This window comes from Enterobacter sp. 18A13 (genome assembly GCF_007035975.1).
Classification (GTDB): Bacteria; Pseudomonadota; Gammaproteobacteria; order Enterobacterales; family Enterobacteriaceae; genus Enterobacter; species Enterobacter vonholyi.
Window position 1 is genome coordinate 3,372,176 of record NZ_AP019634.1, and the last position, 18,046, is coordinate 3,390,221.

15 protein-coding genes are annotated in these 18,046 nt (G+C 56.9%); 9 read left to right on the forward strand and 6 right to left on the reverse strand.

Annotation, left to right across the window (positions count from 1 at the left end):
• Window positions 1–20 precede the first annotated feature (20 nt).
• On the reverse strand, window positions 21–1,085 hold the full coding sequence (locus tag FOY93_RS16270) for an AI-2E family transporter (RefSeq protein ID WP_033146172.1): 1,065 nt from the start codon (window positions 1,083–1,085) through the stop codon (window positions 21–23).
• Window positions 1,086–1,306: 221 nt separating this feature from the next.
• On the opposite strand from FOY93_RS16270, the gene bepA reads away from it, so the two are divergent.
• Window positions 1,307–2,770, forward strand: coding sequence for a beta-barrel assembly-enhancing protease (gene bepA, locus FOY93_RS16275; RefSeq protein WP_111965181.1), 1,464 nt, complete (start codon window positions 1,307–1,309; stop codon window positions 2,768–2,770).
• Between the two features lie 18 nt (window positions 2,771–2,788).
• Window positions 2,789–3,145, forward strand: a complete 357-nt coding sequence (gene arsC / locus FOY93_RS16280) for an arsenate reductase (glutaredoxin) (protein ID WP_133294895.1) — start codon at window positions 2,789–2,791, stop codon at window positions 3,143–3,145.
• On the opposite strand, the gene FOY93_RS16285 is transcribed toward arsC, so the two are convergent.
• The gene (locus FOY93_RS16285) at window positions 3,142–3,966 is read right to left on the reverse strand and encodes a helix-turn-helix domain-containing protein (protein ID WP_133294896.1); all 825 of its coding nucleotides are present in this window, start codon (window positions 3,964–3,966) and stop codon (window positions 3,142–3,144) included. The two genes, arsC and FOY93_RS16285, sit on opposite strands and share 4 nt — an antisense overlap.
• A 145-nt stretch (window positions 3,967–4,111) precedes the next feature.
• On the opposite strand from FOY93_RS16285, the gene celB reads away from it, so the two are divergent.
• From celB to FOY93_RS16300, 3 genes are read left to right on the forward strand one after another with little or no spacing between them, the layout of a single operon-like run.
• On the forward strand, window positions 4,112–5,431 hold the full coding sequence (gene celB / locus FOY93_RS16290; protein ID WP_115875973.1) for a PTS cellobiose transporter subunit IIC: 1,320 nt from the start codon (window positions 4,112–4,114) through the stop codon (window positions 5,429–5,431).
• A gap of 3 nt (window positions 5,432–5,434) precedes the next feature.
• The gene (locus FOY93_RS16295; protein ID WP_133294897.1) at window positions 5,435–6,391 is read left to right on the forward strand and encodes a glycosylasparaginase; all 957 of its coding nucleotides are present in this window, start codon (window positions 5,435–5,437) and stop codon (window positions 6,389–6,391) included.
• Window positions 6,391–7,812, forward strand: coding sequence for a leucyl aminopeptidase family protein (locus tag FOY93_RS16300; RefSeq protein WP_143345734.1), 1,422 nt, complete (start codon window positions 6,391–6,393; stop codon window positions 7,810–7,812). Before FOY93_RS16295 ends, FOY93_RS16300 begins: the two co-directional genes overlap by 1 nt.
• 20 nt (window positions 7,813–7,832) lie before the next feature.
• Here the strand turns inward: FOY93_RS16300 and FOY93_RS16305 are convergent, their stop codons facing one another.
• The 4 genes from FOY93_RS16305 to FOY93_RS16320 all read right to left on the reverse strand — a co-directional run bounded on the left by FOY93_RS16305 (window position 7,833) and on the right by FOY93_RS16320 (window position 12,292).
• Complete coding sequence (locus FOY93_RS16305) at window positions 7,833–8,534, reverse strand: DnaA inactivator Hda (RefSeq protein WP_211438414.1); 702 nt, start codon at window positions 8,532–8,534, stop codon at window positions 7,833–7,835.
• A gap of 96 nt (window positions 8,535–8,630) precedes the next feature.
• Entirely contained in the window at window positions 8,631–9,920 is a 1,290-nt protein-coding gene (gene uraA / locus FOY93_RS16310) for a uracil permease (RefSeq protein ID WP_045399708.1), read from the reverse strand.
• 86 nt (window positions 9,921–10,006) lie between these two features.
• Complete coding sequence (upp, locus tag FOY93_RS16315) at window positions 10,007–10,633, reverse strand: uracil phosphoribosyltransferase (RefSeq protein ID WP_111965178.1); 627 nt, start codon at window positions 10,631–10,633, stop codon at window positions 10,007–10,009.
• 228 nt (window positions 10,634–10,861) lie between these two features.
• A complete protein-coding gene (locus tag FOY93_RS16320; protein WP_136195547.1) occupies window positions 10,862–12,292 on the reverse strand; it encodes a 6-phospho-beta-glucosidase in 1,431 nt (476 codons plus the stop codon).
• 266 nt (window positions 12,293–12,558) lie between these two features.
• On the opposite strand from FOY93_RS16320, the gene purM reads away from it, so the two are divergent.
• The 4 genes from purM (at window position 12,559) to ppx (ending at window position 18,044) form a co-directional block, all read left to right on the forward strand.
• Window positions 12,559–13,596 carry a phosphoribosylformylglycinamidine cyclo-ligase gene (purM, locus tag FOY93_RS16325; RefSeq protein WP_008501643.1) on the forward strand — a complete coding sequence of 346 codons (1,038 nt, stop codon included), beginning with the start codon at window positions 12,559–12,561 and terminating at the stop codon, window positions 13,594–13,596.
• Window positions 13,593–14,234: a phosphoribosylglycinamide formyltransferase gene (gene purN / locus FOY93_RS16330; RefSeq protein WP_032646794.1), complete on the forward strand. Its 642-nt coding sequence runs from the start codon at window positions 13,593–13,595 to the stop codon at window positions 14,232–14,234. Before purM ends, purN begins: the two co-directional genes overlap by 4 nt.
• A gap of 207 nt (window positions 14,235–14,441) precedes the next feature.
• On the forward strand, window positions 14,442–16,502 hold the full coding sequence (ppk1, locus tag FOY93_RS16335) for a polyphosphate kinase 1 (protein WP_111965176.1): 2,061 nt from the start codon (window positions 14,442–14,444) through the stop codon (window positions 16,500–16,502).
• A 3-nt stretch (window positions 16,503–16,505) separates the two neighbouring features.
• Window positions 16,506–18,044: an exopolyphosphatase gene (gene ppx / locus FOY93_RS16340; protein ID WP_045399702.1), complete on the forward strand. Its 1,539-nt coding sequence runs from the start codon at window positions 16,506–16,508 to the stop codon at window positions 18,042–18,044.
• Window positions 18,045–18,046: the final 2 nt, after the last annotated feature.

Here is an 18,046-nt window from a genome sequence, read left to right on the forward strand (position 1 = left end):
GGGCATCAGGCCGCCCCCCTCTACTTCTCTTCCACCGCCGGCACATCCGGCCACGCGTGGACCACGGCTTTAATCAGCGTTGCCAGCGGAATGGCGAAGAACACGCCCCAGAATCCCCACAGCCCGCCGAAAATCACCACGGATAAGATAATCACCAGAGGATGCAGGTTCACCGCTTCGGAGAACAGCACCGGCACCAGCAGGTTACCGTCCAGGCCCTGAATAATCAGGTACACCGCGAAACAGCTCCAGAACTCAGTCCCCAGCCCAAACTGGAACAGCGCGACCCCAACAACCGGAATGGTCACCACAAACGCGCCTATGTACGGGATCAGAACCGACAGCCCCACCAGCACCGCCAGCAGCAGCGAGTAGTTCAGGCCGAAAATCAGGAAGCCAATCCAGGTCGCTACCCCCACGACAATCATCTCCAGCACCTTGCCGCGAATGTAGTTGGTGATCTGCTGGTTCATCTCTTCCCAGACCTGCCCCGCCAGCCCGCGATTGCGCGGCAGAATACGGCGCACGGCGTTGAGCATTTGATCTTTATCTTTCACCAGGAAGAAGACCATCAGCGGCACGAGCACAAGGTAAACCGCCAGCGTCAGCAGTCCGACCAGGGACGCCAGAGAGTATTTCACCACCGAATCACCCATCGTCATGATGCGGGCGCGCATATTTTCGGCCATCGCGTCGATAATTCCGGCATCCATCAGGGCCGGATAACGGCGCGGCAGCGTGGCGGCAAAATCAGACAGCTTGTTCAGCATGCCGGGCATGTCGCGGATCAGGTTAATTCCCTGCTGCCAGGCGACCGGCATCACCACAAAAGCCATTAACAGCAGGATGCCGACAAACAGCACCAGCACGATGCTGGTCGCCCAGCGGCGGGAACAGCCGATATGTTCCAGACGCGCCGTGGGCCACTCCAGCAGGTACGCCAGCACAATCGCCACCAGCAGAGGGGCGAGCAGGCCGCTGAAGAAGAACAGAATACCGAACCCGGCAACCAGAATAACCAACAAAGCAATGGCTTCCGGGTCGCTGAACCGACGCCGGTACCACTGCATTAACATTTCGAGCATACAACCCTTCCCTGAATCGAATGGCGGGAGTGAGACGGTGAATTGTATCTAACTGTCACAAAAAAGACTTTCGCTTTTTGTATCCCGATCGCAATCCGCAAAACCCTGATGAATGGGATTTTCTTCATGCTACAACACGGCTACACTCGCAGGGCAGCAGAGATGAACGATATGCCGGTTCATCGGTCAAATTAGCACATCCAACATACAGGACAGTGGTTATGTTCAGGCAATTGAGAAAAACACTGGTTGCAACACTGATTGCCGCGGTGACGGTCGGTCAGGTGTTGCCCGCTTTTGCTGACTCGTCCGATTCATTGCCGGACATGGGCACCACAGCAGGAAGCACGCTCTCTATTGGGCAAGAGATGCAAATGGGGGATTACTATGTTCGCCAGCTGCGCGGCAGCGCCCCGCTGATCAACGACCCTTTGCTGGTGCAGTACATAAACGGGTTGGGGATGCGTCTGGTAGCGCACGCCGACTCGGTAAAGACCCCCTTCCATTTCTATTTAATCAATAATGACGAAATCAACGCCTTCGCCTTCTTTGGCGGTAACGTGGTGCTGCATTCGGCGTTATTCCGTTACTCTGACAACGAAAGCCAGCTGGCCTCGGTAATGGCGCACGAAATTTCGCACGTCACACAACGTCACCTGGCGCGTGCGATGGAAGACCAGAAACGTAACGCTCCCCTCACCTGGGTGGGTGCACTGGGATCGATTCTGCTGGCGATGGCCAGCCCGCAGGCCGGGATGGCAGCGCTGACCGGTACGCTGGCGGGAACACGTCAGGGGATGATCAGCTTTACCCAACAAAACGAGCAGGAAGCGGACCGCATCGGGATTCAGGTGCTGCAGCGCTCGGGCTTTGACCCGCAGGCCATGCCGAGCTTCCTGGAAAAACTGCTCGATCAGGCGCGTTACTCTTCCCGTCCGCCGGAAATCCTGCTGACGCACCCGCTGCCTGAAAGCCGACTATCGGACGCGCGTAACCGTGCAAACCAGATGCGTCCTGTGGTGGTCCAGTCTTCGCAGGATTTCTACATGGCGAAAGTGAGAACCCTGGGAATGTACAATTCCGGGCGTAACCAGCTCACCAGTGACCTGCTGGATACCCTGGCGAAAGGCAACGTGCGTGAGAAAAACGCCGCGCAGTATGGTCAGGCGCTTCAGGCGATGGAAGCCAGCAAATACGACGAGGCGCGTAAAGCGCTGCAGCCGCTTCTGGCTGCCGACCCGAACAACCCGTGGTATCTCGATCTGTCGACGGATATCGATCTGGGGCAGAAGAAAACCGCCGATGCGATTAACCGTCTGAAAGGGGCGAAAGACGTCCGTACCAACCCGGTGCTGCAGCTTAACCTGGCGAATGCTTACCTGCAGGGCGGCCAGCCGGGTGAAGCGGCGACTATCCTGAACCGCTACACCTTTAATAATAAAGACGATCAAAACGGCTGGGATCTGCTCGCTCAGGCGGAAGCCCAGCTCGGCAACCGCGATCAGGAGCTTGCGGCGCGTGCCGAAGGCTTTGCCCTGGTGGGCCGCCTCGATCAGGCGATTTCCGCGCTCAGCAGCGCCAGCTCGCAGGTCAAGCTCGGCAGCCTCCAGCAGGCCCGTTACGACGCGCGTATCGATCAGCTGCGCGGCCTGCAGCAGCGCTTTAAGCCGTACGAGAAGATGTAATAAAGGAGAATTCACGTCATGACAGACGCCGTAAAGATTTATCACAACCCTCGCTGCTCCAAGAGCCGCGATACCCTGAGCCTGCTGAAGTCTAACGGCGTGGAGCCGGAAGTGGTGCTGTACCTCGACACTCCACCTGACGCGCAAACCCTCCGCCAGCTGCTGCGCATGCTGGGAATGGGCAGTGCTAGAGAGCTGATGCGTCAGAAAGAAGATCTGTATAAGTCGCTTAACCTGGATGACAGCCGTCTCACCGAGTCTGAGCTGATCCAGGCGATGGTTGAAAATCCAAAGCTGATTGAGCGCCCGATTGTGGTGGCGAACGGCCAGGCGCGCATTGGACGTCCGCCGGAAGACGTGCTCGAGATCCTCTAATCGTTACGCCGCAGCGCTTCAAGAAAGGCCTGCGGCGTACTCTCTCCTAACTTTTTCTGCGCTTTTCCCCGGTTGTAAAATTCGCACAGCTGGATCAACAGCTCGCCTGCCGGCTCACTGTTCAGGCGTGGAATGATTTCACAGAGCGGCTGAGCAACCTGAACGGCGGAGTATTGCTGCGGATGCACCGTAACGGTGGTATTACGCTCCTCTGGCTTCACCTCGAAACCAAAAGTCTCAATAGATTGAATATCAGCCGGACAGGCTTCCAGCGCGTCGTGCGCCCAGCGGGCCAGCAGCTGCGGAGAAGTGCCCGCGTACAGCCGGGCGTAGCACCAGCCGCTCACCGGTTCACGCGCCCAAAGTAGATGCTGTTCTCCGCCATCGTCCATATGCAGAGACAGGGGCTGATGATGTAACAGAAGTTTTTGCGGCACGATACCTGCCTTGAGCGCCTTTTTCCCCTGCAACGGAGCCCCTCTTTGTTGCGCAGAGGTAGGTTTGAGGTAGCGGTTCAATGTCGCCCGGGATACGGGGATCCCCAGCACGCCGTTTACAATCTGCAGCAGTTCATCAAGCGGCGCTCCCGAGACGTCACGCAGGACATTCACCAGTGCGATCTGCTCTTGTCTCAACGCTTTGTGTATCACTTTTGGCGTTGTGTGGTTGTCCGAAATCTGCTCGCGGTTGCGCCAGCGCCTGACGGTAGTGACCGAAATGCCCAGCTCAGCGGCAAGCTCTCTGTCGCTTTTATCTGACTGCTGAAGATAGCGACGGATGCGCGGCGTCGTGGTGGCATTAGCATGCAGTTTAATTTCCATCGCAAGTCCTCAGAACTAATCTTATGAGATTTATACTACAGCAGCGATTGCTTTGTGACCGATTTCACCTTTCGCTCGCCACGCTTCACTGATAATTCCCAGACATAACACAACCAACACCCCTCAATCTTGTACGGAGTTCACAATGAACAATGTTCTGGGATTTCTTGAAGCAAAACTGATGCCGCTGGCGGCCAAAACGGCCCAGCAGCGTCATCTCGGGGCCATTCGCGGCGCCTACGTATCCTTCATGCCGTTTATCATCGTCGGCTCCGTTCTGCTGGTGATCTCGTCATTCCCGAATCAAGCCTATCAGCAGTTTATGTCTCAGGCCTTTGGTGAGAGCTGGAGCGCCATTATTGAAATCCCGTTCAACGCGGTGTTCTCCACCATGTCGCTGTTCATCAGCTTCCTGGTTGCCTTCCGCCTGGCGGAACACTACGGCGAGGATCGCATCTCCTGCGGCATCCTGGCGCTGGTCGCCTTTCTCATCCTGACGCCCTTTATCAAAGTGGCGGAAAACGGCGGTATAACCGTCATTCCGGTGGAGTGGATTGGCAGCAAAGGGCTGTTCGTGGCGATGATTGGTTCTCTGCTGTGGACGGAACTGTTCTGCTGGCTCAAGCGCAAAAAACTGGTCATCAAAATGCCGGACGGCGTGCCGCCGGCGGTGCAGGAGTCGTTCGCGGCATTAATCCCGGCCCTGCTGGTGATGATTCTGGTGCTGGGTATCCGTATCGTGTTTGAAAACACCCACTACAACACTATCCACCAGTTTATTTACGAAGTAGTGGCCACGCCGGTTCGCCACTACGGTACCTCTTACTTTGGCGCGCTGATGACGGTCTTCAGCATCACCATTCTCTGGTCAGTGGGCATTAACTCCGGCTCGATGATTAACGGCATCATTCGCCCGCTGTGGATGGAGAACCAGACCGACAACATCGCGGCCATTCAGGCTGGCGCCACGCCGCCGCACATTATCACCGAACAGTTTTTTGACATGATCTGGATGGGCGGCGCGGGGGCCACGCTGTCGCTGGTCATTGCGATGCTGATTTTCGCCCGCAGCAAAAACATGCGGGAAGTGGCGCGCCTCGGCGCCGGGGCGTCAGTGTTTAACATCAACGAACCGATCCTGTTTGGCCTGCCGGTGATCATGAACCCAATCATGCTTATCCCGTTCAATCTGGTGCCGCTGGTGCTGGTTACCGTGCAGTATGCAGCGATGAAGATTGGCGCGGTTGCCGTCACCACCGGGGTGTTTATTCCCTGGACGCTGCCACCCGTTATCAGCGGTTTTATCGTTACCGGGCACCTGAGCGGCAGCGTGATGCAGCTTATCAACCTGCTAATTGGCGCCATGCTGTACCTACCTTTCATGCGTATCGTGGACAAACAGTACCGCGCGGCGGAAATGGTCACCGTTACGCAAACCGACACCACCCTTGCAAAACAGGAGTAAAGCATGTGGGGAATTATCGCGACCTGGAGAATGGCGCTTGAAGGCGTCACCGAGTCTGCATCTGCGCTGGCTGCGGGGAAACCGGTCTCGGCAGCGGTGGTGGATGCCGTCGCCACCGTCGAAGATTTTCCGTTTTATAAATCCGTCGGCTACGGCGGGCTGCCCACCGAAAATGGCGAAGTGGAGCTGGACGCCGCCTACATGGACGGCGATACGCTGGCGTTTGGTGCCGTGGGCAACCTGGTGGATATCGCCAACCCGGTGCGGGTGGCGCATGCGTTAAGCCGCCAGCGCTACAACAGCCTGCTGGTGGGCCAGGGCGCGCGCGAATGGGCGCTGAGCCAGGGCTTTGCCGACAAAACCATGCTCACTGACCGCGCCTTGCAGCACTACCGCAAACGCTGCCGTGAAACGCTGGATAAGGGCTTAAGCCCTTACGACGGGCATGACACCGTCGGCATTATCGGCCTCGATAAGCAGGGCTCGATGAGCGTCGCCACGTCCACCAGCGGCCTGTTCATGAAAAAGCGCGGTCGACTCGGGGATTCGCCCATTATTGGTTCCGGATTTTACTGCGACAGTGAAACCGGCGCTGCCACCGCCACGGGCGTCGGTGAAGATCTGATGAAAGGCTGCACCAGCTACGAAATCGTCCGCCGCATGGCGCAGGGCATGACGCCCCAGCAGGCTGCCGATTCGGTAGTGTTCGAACTGGAAGACAAGCTGATGTCGCGCTTTGGGCGCGCGGGCGATCTCTCAGTGGTGTGCATGAACAACAAAGGCGAATTTGGTGCCGCCACCAACATCAAAACCTTCTCGTTTGTGGTGGCGACGGCTCGCCAGCCTCTCACCGTTTTTCGTACCGAACGCCTGCGGGAGAAAACGCATTATCACGCGGTAGACGATGAGTGGATGCAGGCCTATGCCGCGCGGATCCGCGCGCCGATTGAGGAGTCATGATGATTACGTATCAGTTTATCAACGCGCTTTCTGACGCGGCTCCGCAGAGCCATTTGATTGCGTCCGCCACCTGTACGCATTTGCCCGAAACGGCGCTGGTCGCAGAAATGCGCGAGTCTGCCAGCATCGCTGACACCCGCTTTGGCTGCGCCCCGTTTGCCCGGATCACTCTGCTGCCAGATGCCCTCTGGCAGGATAGCCTGACCGAAGGATTGCTGACGGCGCTGCGCCCGCTGCTGGCCTCGCCCGTCAGCCCCGAGCTGATACTGGACGTTACCAATATCGACGATGTGGTGCTGGCGCAGGTGCTGCGTTTTCTTTTTAATCAGGCGCACAGGCTAAGCGATCTGAAGCTGAAGAAAACGGATGAATCGACGGTGCGCCTTACGCACATTACTGCCCTTTGCCTGCCGGAACAGCAGGCAAAACTGGAGGGAATCTTCCGCCAGCAGAAGGCCATCGCCCACGGCATGGTCGCTGCGCGACGGCTGGCGGATATCCCTCCCGACCGCTGCACGCCGCAGTTTGTGGTGGAAGAGGCGCAAAAACTGTGTGTCGCCTTCCCTGTCCTGCGCTGCGAGGTGTTCGATGAAAAGCAAATCGTTGAGCAGAGTCTGGGGCTGCTGCACGCCGTAGGCAGAGGTGCGACCTGTCCGCCGCGCCTGCTGGCGATCCATTATGACGGCGTCAACGACGGCCCGGTGCGCTGCTATGTGGGTAAAGGCATTACCTTTGATACCGGCGGCCTGTGGCTGAAGGAAGGCGCGGGCATGTATACCATGAAATACGACATGTGCGGTGCGGCTAACGTGCTGGGCCTGATGCTGACCGCCGCAGAGCTGGCGCTGCCCGTACGCATTATGGGCGTGCTGGCGCTGGCGGAAAACGCCATCGGCCCGGATGCCATGCAGCCCGGCACGGTAGCAACGGCCTGCAACGGGATCACCGTTGAAATCAACAATACCGACGCCGAAGGCCGACTGGTGCTGGCAGACGCCATCGCCTGGGCCAGCCAGCGGCACCCACAGGCGCGCTATATCATTGATATGGCGACCTTAACCGGTGCGGTCGTGAAGGCGCTGGGGTATGAGCTGAGCGGGCTGATGACGCAGGATGAACCGCTGCGCGCGGCGCTGACGCTGGCGGGTAAGCAGAGCGGCGATGAAGTGTGGTCCCTGCCGCTGGATGCTCGGCTGAAAAAGCAGACCGACAGCGCGATTGCCGATCTGTGCAACACGCCGACCAATAATGCAGCAATCAGTGCTTCGGCGGCCTGGCTGCTGCACCACTTTTGCCCGCCGACAATCCCGTGGGCGCATCTGGACATCAGCGGTACGGCGCTGTGGCGCGAAAACGGACGGAGCGTGGCATCGGGAAGACCGATTCCACTTCTGGTTGAGCATCTAATTGGGGATATTTAGCCGCCACCGGGCGAGAAAATTCAAAGCTTGAGAATATCTTTCACAAACGGAATGGTCAGCTTGCGCTGGGCGGTAATGGAGGCGCGATCGAGCTGATCGAGCGTGTCAAACAGCGTGCGCATTTCGCGATCCAGACGCTTGAGCAGGAAACGTCCCACGTCCTCCGGCAGCTCAAATCCGCGCTGTTTTGCGCGCAGCTGTAACGCCTGAAGCTTATCTTCATCCGACAGCGGCTGGAGCTTGTAGATTTGCCCCCAGTCCAGACGAGACGCCAGATCCGGCAGCCCCAGATTCAGCTGTCGCGGTGGACGATCGCCGGTGATCAGCAGCCGGGTTTTGCCCGACTCCAGGATGCGGTTGTAGAGGTTGAAGATCGCCATTTCCCACGGCTCGTCCCCCGCCACGCACTCGATATTATCGATGCAGACCAGCGAGAGATGTTCCATTCCCTCCAGCACCTCAGGCACGAACCACGTACGTTTATCCAGCGGCACGTAGCCTACTGCATCACCGCGCGCTGAAAGCTCCGCGCAGGCGGCATGCAGCAGATGGCTGCGCCCCGCGCCTTCGCGTGACCAGATATAGATGTATCCGCTGTGATCCTGGCGCAGCACGTTTTGCAGTGCAGCCAGTAAAGAGGGGTTATCACCCGGCCAGAAACTCGCGAAAGTTTCGTCGTCAGGGAGATAAAGTGGCAGAGAGAGCTGTGCCGGTCCGTTCAGAAATACCTCAACCAGAGATCCTACGTAAAATCGGAAAGGAGTTTAACACGGAACCTGCAAGGAGAGAACCGGGCGATCCCTCGCCCGACTTTTCGATCAATGTGACGCTTTTTCGCTTTCGTCCGCGTCCAGTACCACCTCTTCAGGGCGGATCACCGAGATCAGCTTGAAGATCAGGCTCAGGCCAACGCCGACGATGGTCGCGAGCGCCATGCCCTTCAGCTCGGCCGCACCGATGTGCACCTTCGCGCCGCTCACGCCGATAATCAGGATTACTGAGGTCAGGATCAGGTTCTGCGCCTTGCTGTAATCCACTTTGGATTCAATCAGCACGCGAATACCGGAGGCACCAATTACCCCGTACAGCAGCAGAGACACGCCGCCCATCACCGGCACCGGGATGATCTGAATCGCTGCCGCCAGCTTGCCGACGCAGGAGAGCAGAATGGCGATGATCGCCGCGCCGCCGATAACCCAGGTACTGTAGACGCGGGTAATCGCCATCACGCCGATGTTCTCACCGTAGGTGGTGTTTGGCGTTGAGCCAAAGAAACCGGAGATAATGGTGGAGAAACCGTTCGCAAACATGGAACGATGTAGACCCGGGTCACGGATCAAATCGCGCTTAACGATGTTCGCCGTCACCACCAGGTGGCCGACGTGCTCCGCAATCACCACCAGCGCCGCAGGCAGAATGGTGAAAATCGCAAACCATTCGAAGCGAGGGGTGTAGAAGGTTGGCAGCGCGAACCAGTGCGCCTCGGCAATCGGAGTGGTGTCCACCACGCCCATCGCGAAGGAGAGCGCGTAGCCCGCCAGCACGCCGATCAGGATCGGGATTATCGCCATAAACCCGCGGAACAGGACGGAGCCAAACACCGTTACGCCCAGCGTAACCAGCGAGATGATAATGGTTTTGGAATCCGGTGACTGGCCGTCAGCAGGCAGCAGACCGGCCATATTCGCCGCCACACCCGCCAGTTCAAGACCGATGACCGCAACGATGGCGCCCATTGCCGCAGGCGGGAACATGACGTCCAGCCAGCCGGTACCGGCTTTCTTCACAATGAAGGACACCACGCAGAACAGGACGCCACACATGATAAAGCCGCCCAGCGCGACTTCATAACCCAGCGGCAGCAGCAGCAAAACCGGCGAGATAAACGCGAAGCTTGACCCCAGATACGCCGGGATTTTGCCTTTACAGATAAAGAGGTACAACAACGTACCGATGCCGTTGAACAACAGCACGGTTGCCGGGTTAATGTGGAACAGGATTGGCACCAGCACGGTTGCGCCAAACATGGCGAACAGGTGCTGCAAACTAAGCGGGATAGTCTGTAAAAGCGGCGGTCTTTCACTCACCCCGATAGCACGGCGCGTCATAGTGTTTTCCTCTGAGTAGTATTGTTGTTGGTGTTTTATTCAAAAAAAAGCCGACTATCAAAGTCGGCTTATTTATCGTTATTCGATTATTTCGTACCAAAGATCTTATCGCCGGCATCGCCGAGCCCCGGGATGATGTACCCGTGCTCGTTCAGGCCCTGGTCGATAGAGGCGGTATACAGCTCAACGTCCGGGTGCGCTTTTTCCAGCGCCGCGATCCCTTCCGGTGCCGCAACCAGCACCAGCACCTTAATGCTGCTACAGCCCGCGTTTTTCAGCAGGTCGATGGTGGCGATCATCGAACCACCGGTCGCCAGCATCGGATCAACCACCAGCGCCATACGCTCGTCGATGTTAGACACTAGCTTCTGGAAGTAAGGAACCGGCTCAAGGGTTTCTTCGTTACGGTAGATACCCACCACGCTGATACGCGCGCTTGGCACGTGCTCCAGCACGCCTTCCATCATGCCGAGACCGGCACGCAGAATTGGCACCACGGTAATTTTCTTACCTTTGATCTGCTCAACCTGCACCGGGCCGTTCCAGCCTTCGATGGTGACTTTTTCTGTTTCCAGATCGGAGGTCGCTTCGTATGTCAGCAGGCTGCCGACTTCAGATGCCAGTTCGCGAAAACGCTTCGTGCTGATGTCATGCTCACGCATCAGGCCCAACTTGTGTTTAACGAGTGGGTGTTTCACTTCCACAATCTTCATTCTCTTTCTCCTCTGAGGCGGCGTCCGCAAAAAAATCGCGGGATTATACCGCTTTTTTCGGATTAGGCCATACCCATCTTGCTTGACGTATATCAAGCAAAGTGATTTAGAGGCAAAAAAAACCGGAGGCGGGACTCCGGCCTGGGGGCGGGGTTCTGCCCGGTGGCGCTGCGCTTACGCGGACCTACGTGTAGTGTAGATCGGGTAAGCGTTAGCGCCACCCGGCAATTACAGGCTATCGCCGTTGCTCGCAATCACCTGCTTATACCAGTCGAACGATTTCTTCTTGCTGCGGTTCAGCGTGCCGTTGCCTTCATTGTCTTTGTCGACAAAGATAAAGCCGTAGCGTTTTTTCATTTCGCCCGTACCGGCAGAAACGAGGTCGATACAGCCCCACGGGGTGTAGCCCATCAGATCCACGCCATCTTCCTCCACCGCTTTTTTCATCTCGCGGATGTGGGCGGACAGGTAGTCAATGCGGTACTGGTCGTTCACCGTGCCGTCGCTCTCCTGCACGTCGATCGCGCCAAAGCCGTTCTCAACGATAAACAGCGGCAGCTGATAGTGATCCCAGAACCAGTTGAGAGAGTAGCGCAGCCCCACCGGGTCAATCTGCCAGCCCCAGTCCGATTTCTGCACGTACGGGTTAGTGACCAGGCTCTTGCTCTCGTCGTAATCCAGCTGCGGGTTATCCGCCGTCGCCTTGGTGGCGAAGGACATATAGTAGCTGAAGCCGATGTAATCGACGCAGCCCTGCTTCAGCGCGGCTTTATCTTCTTCGGTAATATCCAGCGTGAAGCCGCGACGCGCAAAGTAGTTGAGCAGATGCTGCGGGTACCTGCCGCGCACGTGCACGTCGGTGAACCAGTAACGGCGGTGCATGGCATTCATCGCCATCATCATATCGTCCGGCGCGCAGGTGAGCGGGTAGATAGGGCACATGGCAATCATGCAGCCAATCTGCAGCGACGGGTTAATCTCGCGCCCCGCCTTCACCGCCAGGGCGCTGGCCACCAGCTCATAGTGCGCCGCCTGGAACATCACCGGCTCACGGTCTTCACCCGGCGCGTACTTCAGCCCGGAGTTAGTGAACGGCGCAAAATCTTCGTGGAAGTTGGCCTGGTTGTTGATCTCGTTGAAGGTCATCCAGTACTTCACTTTATGCTGATAGCGCTGGAATACCACTTTTGCAAAACGAACGAAGAAGTCGATCAGCTTACGGTTGCGCCAGCCGCCGTATTCCGTGACCAGATGGAAAGGCATCTCGAAGTGAGAAAGGGTGATAACCGGTTCGATGCCGTACTTCAGGCATTCGTCGAACAGATCGTCATAGAATTTCAGGCCAGCCTCGTTAGGCTCAAGCTCGTCGCCTTTCGGGAAGATCCGCGTCCAGGCAATAGAGGTGCGGAAGCATTTGAACCCCATCTCAGCAAAGAGTTTGATGTCTTCTTTATAGCGGTGGTAGAAATCAATGGCTTCATGGTTAGGGTAATTTTTCCCTTCCAGCACGCCGTTGGTGATTTCACGCGGCACGCCGTGCGCGCCCGCGGTCATGACGTCGGCCACGCTCACGCCTTTTCCGCCCTCTTTCCAGCCGCCTTCCAGCTGGTGCGCCGCAACGGCCCCACCCCACAGAAAATCTGCTTTAAATCCTGACATTCGCTTTCCCTCATTCTGCGTTATTATCTGCAAAAACAATTACAGAAACCGGTTTCAGTTCGATGATGTGCAAAGGGAATAACCGTTGCAAGCAGTTCTCAGAAACCGGTTTCATTTTCGTGAACAGAGTCAAGTTTGGCTGCATTCACGGGGTGCACAGAAAAAAAGATATCCACGTCCAGAATAGGCTCGCAAACGTTTGCCTGGACTGTTAGAATTGCGCCGATTTTTCTTACTAGCTATGCAATCGCGTGGGGATTTAAGCCGTGACCAACAAAACTTCTCTCAGCTACAAAGATGCCGGTGTTGATATTGACGCAGGTAATGCGCTGGTTGACCGAATCAAAGGTGTGGTGAAAAAAACCCGCCGCCCGGAAGTGATGGGTGGTCTGGGTGGATTCGGCGCACTGTGCGCGCTGCCGCAAAAATATCGTGAACCTGTTCTGGTCTCGGGTACTGACGGTGTAGGCACCAAGCTGCGCCTGGCGATGGATTTAAAACGTCACGACACGATCGGTATCGATCTGGTCGCGATGTGCGTGAATGACCTGGTGGTACAGGGCGCAGAGCCGCTGTTCTTCCTCGATTATTACGCGACCGGCAAACTGGACGTAGATACCGCGGCAAGCGTGATTAACGGTATCGCCGAAGGCTGTCTGCAGTCTGGCTGCGCGCTGGTCGGTGGTGAAACCGCAGAAATGCCGGGCATGTATCACGGCGAAGATTATGACGTCGCGGGCTTCTGCGTCGGCGTAGTAGAAAAATCAGAAATTATCGACGGCAGCAAAGTGGCCGATGGCGATGTGCTGATCGCGCTGGCCTCCAGCGGCCCGCACTCTAACGGCTACTCCCTGGTGCGTAAAATCCTCGAAGTGAGCGGATGTGATCCGCTGACCACCGAGCTTGACGGTAAACCGCTGGCTGACCATCTGCTGGCGCCGACCCGCATCTACGTGAAGAACGTGCTCGAGCTTATCGAGAACGTCGACGTTCACGCCATTGCCCACCTGACCGGCGGCGGCTTCTGGGAAAATATCCCGCGCGTTCTGCCGGACAACACCCAGGCGGTGATCGACGAATCCTCATGGCAGTGGCCAGCCGTGTTTAACTGGCTGCAGACCGCGGGCAACGTGAGCTCTCACGAAATGTACCGCACCTTTAACTGCGGCGTGGGCATGGTTATCGCCCTGCCGGCAAGCGAAGCGGATAAAGCAGTGAAGCTGCTGACGGAGAAAGGTGAAAACGCGTGGAAAATCGGTACGATTAAAGCCTCCGATTCCGAACAGCGTGTGGTCATTGAATGAAAAACATCGTGGTGCTCATTTCCGGCAACGGAAGCAATTTGCAGGCCATCATAGACGCCTGCAAGCAGAAGAAAATCAACGGCACCATTCGGGCAGTATTCAGCAACAAGGCCGACGCGTTCGGCCTTGAGCGCGCGCGGGAAGCCAACATTCCCGCGCACGCGCTGGAAGCCAGCCAGTTCGCCGGACGTGAAGCCTTTGACCGCGAGCTGGTGCATGAGATTGATGCCTACGCGCCGGACGTAGTCGTGCTGGCGGGCTATATGCGCATTCTGAGCCCGGCTTTTGTAGAACACTTCGCCGGACGTCTGCTGAATATTCACCCTTCTCTTCTGCCGAAATATCCCGGCCTGCATACCCATCGTCAGGTTCTGGAAAATGGCGATGAGGAGCACGGCACCTCCGTGCATTTCGTTACCGACGAGCTGGACGGCGGTCCGGTTATCCTGCAGGCGAAAGTCCCGGTCTTTGACGGCGATAGCGAAGAAGACGTGACCGAACGCGTGCAGACCCAGGAACACGCCATTTACCCGCTGGTGGTAAGCTGGTTTGTCGACGGACGTCTCGAGATGCGCGACGGCGCTGCCTGGCTGGACGGCGTTAAGTTACCTCCGCAGGGCCATGCGGCGGAAGAGTAGTTTAATATGTCGGGTGGCGCTTCTGCGCTTACCCGACCTGCCTGATGCATTACCCGAATGTCCCCTCCCCAACCCTTTAAATTCCTCAACAAAAAAAATAACTGTCATACTTTTCTGGCACTGTTGGACATATCGTGGAAATGCTCGCCATAATAAGGACGAGACGGATTTACCACGTCCTGTGATTGAACTGGAGTGTGAGCTGTAATGGGTCAGGAAAAGTTATATATCGAGAAAGAGCTAAGCTGGTTAGCATTCAACGAACGTGTACTCCAGGAAGCGGCAGACAAAAGTAACCCGCTGATCGAGCGCATGCGTTTTTTGGGTATTTATTCGAACAACCTGGATGAGTTCTACAAAGTTCGCTTTGCCGAGCTGAAAAGACGCATCATCATCAGCGAAGAACAGGGCTTAAACTCGCACTCGCGGCATCTGCTGGGCAAAATCCAGTCCCGCGTGCTGAAAGCCGATCAGGAATTTGACGGCCTGTATAACGAACTGCTGCTGGAGATGGCGCGCAATCAAATCTTCCTGATTAACGAACGCCAGCTTTCCGTTAACCAACAAAACTGGCTGCGCCACTACTTCAAACACTATCTGCGCCAGCACATTACCCCCATTCTGATCAACCGCGAAACCGATCTGGTGCAGTTTTTGAAAGATGACTACACCTACCTGGCGGTGGAAATTATTCGCGGTGAGTCTATCCGTTACGCGCTGCTGGAGATCCCATCCGACAAGGTCCCGCGCTTTGTGAACCTGCCGCCGGAAACTCCGCGCAGACGCAAACCAATGATCCTGCTGGATAACATCCTGCGCTACTGTCTGGACGACATCTTCAAAGGCTTCTTCGATTACGATGCGTTAAACGCCTACTCGATGAAAATGACTCGTGACGCCGAATATGACCTGGTGCACGAGATGGAAGCCAGCCTGATGGAGCTGATGTCATCCAGCCTGAAACAGCGCCTGACGGCTGAACCGGTGCGCTTCGTCTATCAGCGCGATATGCCGGACGCCATGGTGGAGATGCTGCGTGAGAAACTGACCATTTCGCGCTATGACTCCATCGTTCCGGGTGGTCGTTACCACAACTTTAAAGATTTTATTGGCTTCCCGAACGTCGGCAAAGCCAACCTGGTGAACAAGCCGCTGCCGCGCCTGCGCCATCTCTGGTTCGATAAATTCCGCAACGGATTCGACGCCATCCGCGAACGCGATGTCCTGCTCTACTATCCGTATCATACGTTTGAGCACGTGCTGGAACTGCTGCGTCAGGCCTCGTTCGACCCGAGCGTGCTGGCGATCAAAATCAACATCTACCGCGTCGCAAAAGATTCCCGCATCATCGATGCGATGATCCACGCGGCGCACAACGCCAAAAAAGTCACCGTGGTGGTTGAGTTGCAGGCGCGCTTCGACGAAGAGGCGAACATTCACTGGGCGCGCCGTCTGACGGAAGCCGGTGTGCACGTCATTTTCTCCGCGCCAGGGCTGAAAATTCACGCCAAGCTGTTCCTCATCTCTCGTAAAGAGGGCGATGAGGTGGTGCGTTATGCCCACATCGGTACCGGGAACTTTAACGAGAAAACCGCGCGAATTTATACCGATTACTCGCTCTTAACTGCCGATGCCCGCATCACTAACGAAGTGCGCCGGGTCTTTAACTTTATCGAAAACCCGTACCGTCCGGTGAGCTTTGACTATCTGCTGGTCTCGCCGCAGAACTCGCGCCGTCTGCTGTACGATATGATCGATAAAGAGATCGCCAATGCCCAGAAAGGGCTGTCGTCCGGCATCACGCTGAAGCTTAACAACCTGGTCGATAAAGGGCTGGTGGACAGGCTGTATGCGGCGTCCAGCTCCGGCGTACCGGTTAATCTTCTGATCCGCGGCATGTGCTCGCTGATCCCGGAACTGGAAGGCATCAGCGACAATATTCGCGTGATCAGCATTGTTGACCGCTACCTGGAGCACGATCGGGTCTATATTTTCGATAATGCGGGTGATAAACAGGTCTATCTCTCTTCGGCAGACTGGATGACGCGCAATATTGACTACCGAATTGAAGTCGCGGCACCGCTGCTGGATCCGCGCCTGAAGCAGCAGATCCTCGACATCATCGAGATTCTGTTCAGCGATACCGTGAAAGCACGCTATATCGACAAAGAACTCAGTAACCGCTATGTACCGCGCGGCAACCGCCGTAAAGTGCGGTCGCAACTGGCGATTTACGACTATATCAAATCACTCGAGCAACCCGATTAACCTATGCCGATAAATGATAAGACCCCACGCCCGCAGGAATTCGCCGCGGTCGATCTTGGCTCTAACAGTTTCCACATGGTCATCGCCCGTGAGGTGGATGGCGCGCTGCAGATCATCGGTCGTCTGAAGCAGCGCGTACACCTGGCGGATGGTCTTGATGAACGCAGCATGCTCAGCGAAGAGGCGATGGAGCGCGGGTTAAACTGCCTGTCGCTGTTTGCTGAGCGCCTGCAGGGCTTCTCGCCCTCCAGCGTGTGCATCGTGGGCACCCACACCCTGCGCCAGGCCCTGAATGCCCCTGAGTTTCTCAAGCGGGCCGAAAAGGTGATCCCCTACCCGATTGAGATCATCTCCGGCAACGAGGAAGCGCGTCTGATCTTCATGGGCGTCGAGCACACCCAGCCGGAAAAAGGGCGCAAGCTGGTTATCGACATCGGCGGCGGTTCTACGGAGCTTGTGATCGGCGAAGACTTTGAGCCGCGCCTGGTGGAAAGCCGCCGTATGGGCTGCGTCAGCTTCGCACAGATGTATTTCCCGGGCGGTAGCATCACCCGCGAGAACTTCCAGCGTGCGCGGATGGCGGCCGTCCAGAAGCTGGAAAACCTGGCCTGGCAGTACCGTATCCAGGGCTGGAACGTGGCGCTGGGCGCGTCGGGTACCATCAAAGCGGCGCATGAAGTGCTGCTGGCGATGGGTGAAAAAGACGGGTTTATCACGCCCGAACGCCTGACATTGCTGACCGAAGAAGTGCTGAAGCATAAAAGTTTTGACGCCTTAAGCCTGCCGGGTCTTTCCGACGAGCGTAAGGTGGTTTTCGTACCGGGGCTGGCCATCCTCTGCGGCGTGTTTGATGCCCTCGCCATTAAAGAGCTGCGCCTTTCCGACGGCGCGCTGCGCGAAGGCGTGCTGTATGAGATGGAAGGCCGCTTCCGCCATCAGGATATTCGCAGCCGCACCGCACAAAGCCTGGCTAACCAGTACAACATCGACCGCGAGCAGGCGAAGCGCGTGCTGGACACCACGGTGCAGATGTACGAGCAGTGGGAAGAGCAGAATCCGAAGCTCGCGCACCCGCAGCTTGCCGCGCTGTTAAAATGGGCCGCAATGCTCCACGAGGTGGGGCTCAACATCAACCACAGCGGGATGCATCGCCATTCGGCCTACATTCTGCAAAATAGCGATCTGCCTGGCTTCAACCAGGAGCAGCAAACCATGATGGCGACCCTGGTGCGTTATCACCGCAAAGCCATCAAGCTCGACGACCTGCCGCGCTTCACGCTGTTCAAGAAAAAACAGTTCCTGCCGCTTATACAGCTGCTGCGTCTGGGCGTACTGCTCAATAACCAGCGCCAGGCCACCACCACGCCGCCCACGCTGAAGCTTAAAACCGACGACCATCACTGGACGCTGAGCTTCCCGCACGACTGGTTCAGCCAGAACGCTCTGGTCCTGCTGGACCTGGAAAAAGAGCAGCAGTACTGGGAAGCGGTCACCGGCTGGCTGCTTAAAATTGAAGAAGAGAGCGCCGACGTCGCCGCGTAACG

Bases quoted from the DNA above. Each gene is read 5' to 3' on its own strand.
- FOY93_RS16320 (WP_136195547.1), bottom strand. From the start codon at position 12,292: ATGTCAGGATTTAAAGCAGATTTTCTGTGGGGTGGGGCCGTTGCGGCG.
- ppx (WP_045399702.1), top strand. From the start codon at position 16,506: ATGCCGATAAATGATAAGACCCCACGCCCGCAGGAATTCGCCGCGGTC.
- FOY93_RS16300 (WP_143345734.1), top strand. From the start codon at position 6,391: ATGATTACGTATCAGTTTATCAACGCGCTTTCTGACGCGGCTCCGCAG.
- FOY93_RS16270 (WP_033146172.1), bottom strand. From the start codon at position 1,085: ATGCTCGAAATGTTAATGCAGTGGTACCGGCGTCGGTTCAGCGACCCG.
- FOY93_RS16285 (WP_133294896.1), bottom strand. From the start codon at position 3,966: ATGGAAATTAAACTGCATGCTAATGCCACCACGACGCCGCGCATCCGT.
- ppk1 (WP_111965176.1), top strand. From the start codon at position 14,442: ATGGGTCAGGAAAAGTTATATATCGAGAAAGAGCTAAGCTGGTTAGCA.
- upp (WP_111965178.1), bottom strand. From the start codon at position 10,633: ATGAAGATTGTGGAAGTGAAACACCCACTCGTTAAACACAAGTTGGGC.
- purN (WP_032646794.1), top strand. From the start codon at position 13,593: ATGAAAAACATCGTGGTGCTCATTTCCGGCAACGGAAGCAATTTGCAG.
- uraA (WP_045399708.1), bottom strand. From the start codon at position 9,920: ATGACGCGCCGTGCTATCGGGGTGAGTGAAAGACCGCCGCTTTTACAG.
- arsC (WP_133294895.1), top strand. From the start codon at position 2,789: ATGACAGACGCCGTAAAGATTTATCACAACCCTCGCTGCTCCAAGAGC.
- bepA (WP_111965181.1), top strand. From the start codon at position 1,307: ATGTTCAGGCAATTGAGAAAAACACTGGTTGCAACACTGATTGCCGCG.
- FOY93_RS16295 (WP_133294897.1), top strand. From the start codon at position 5,435: ATGTGGGGAATTATCGCGACCTGGAGAATGGCGCTTGAAGGCGTCACC.
- celB (WP_115875973.1), top strand. From the start codon at position 4,112: ATGAACAATGTTCTGGGATTTCTTGAAGCAAAACTGATGCCGCTGGCG.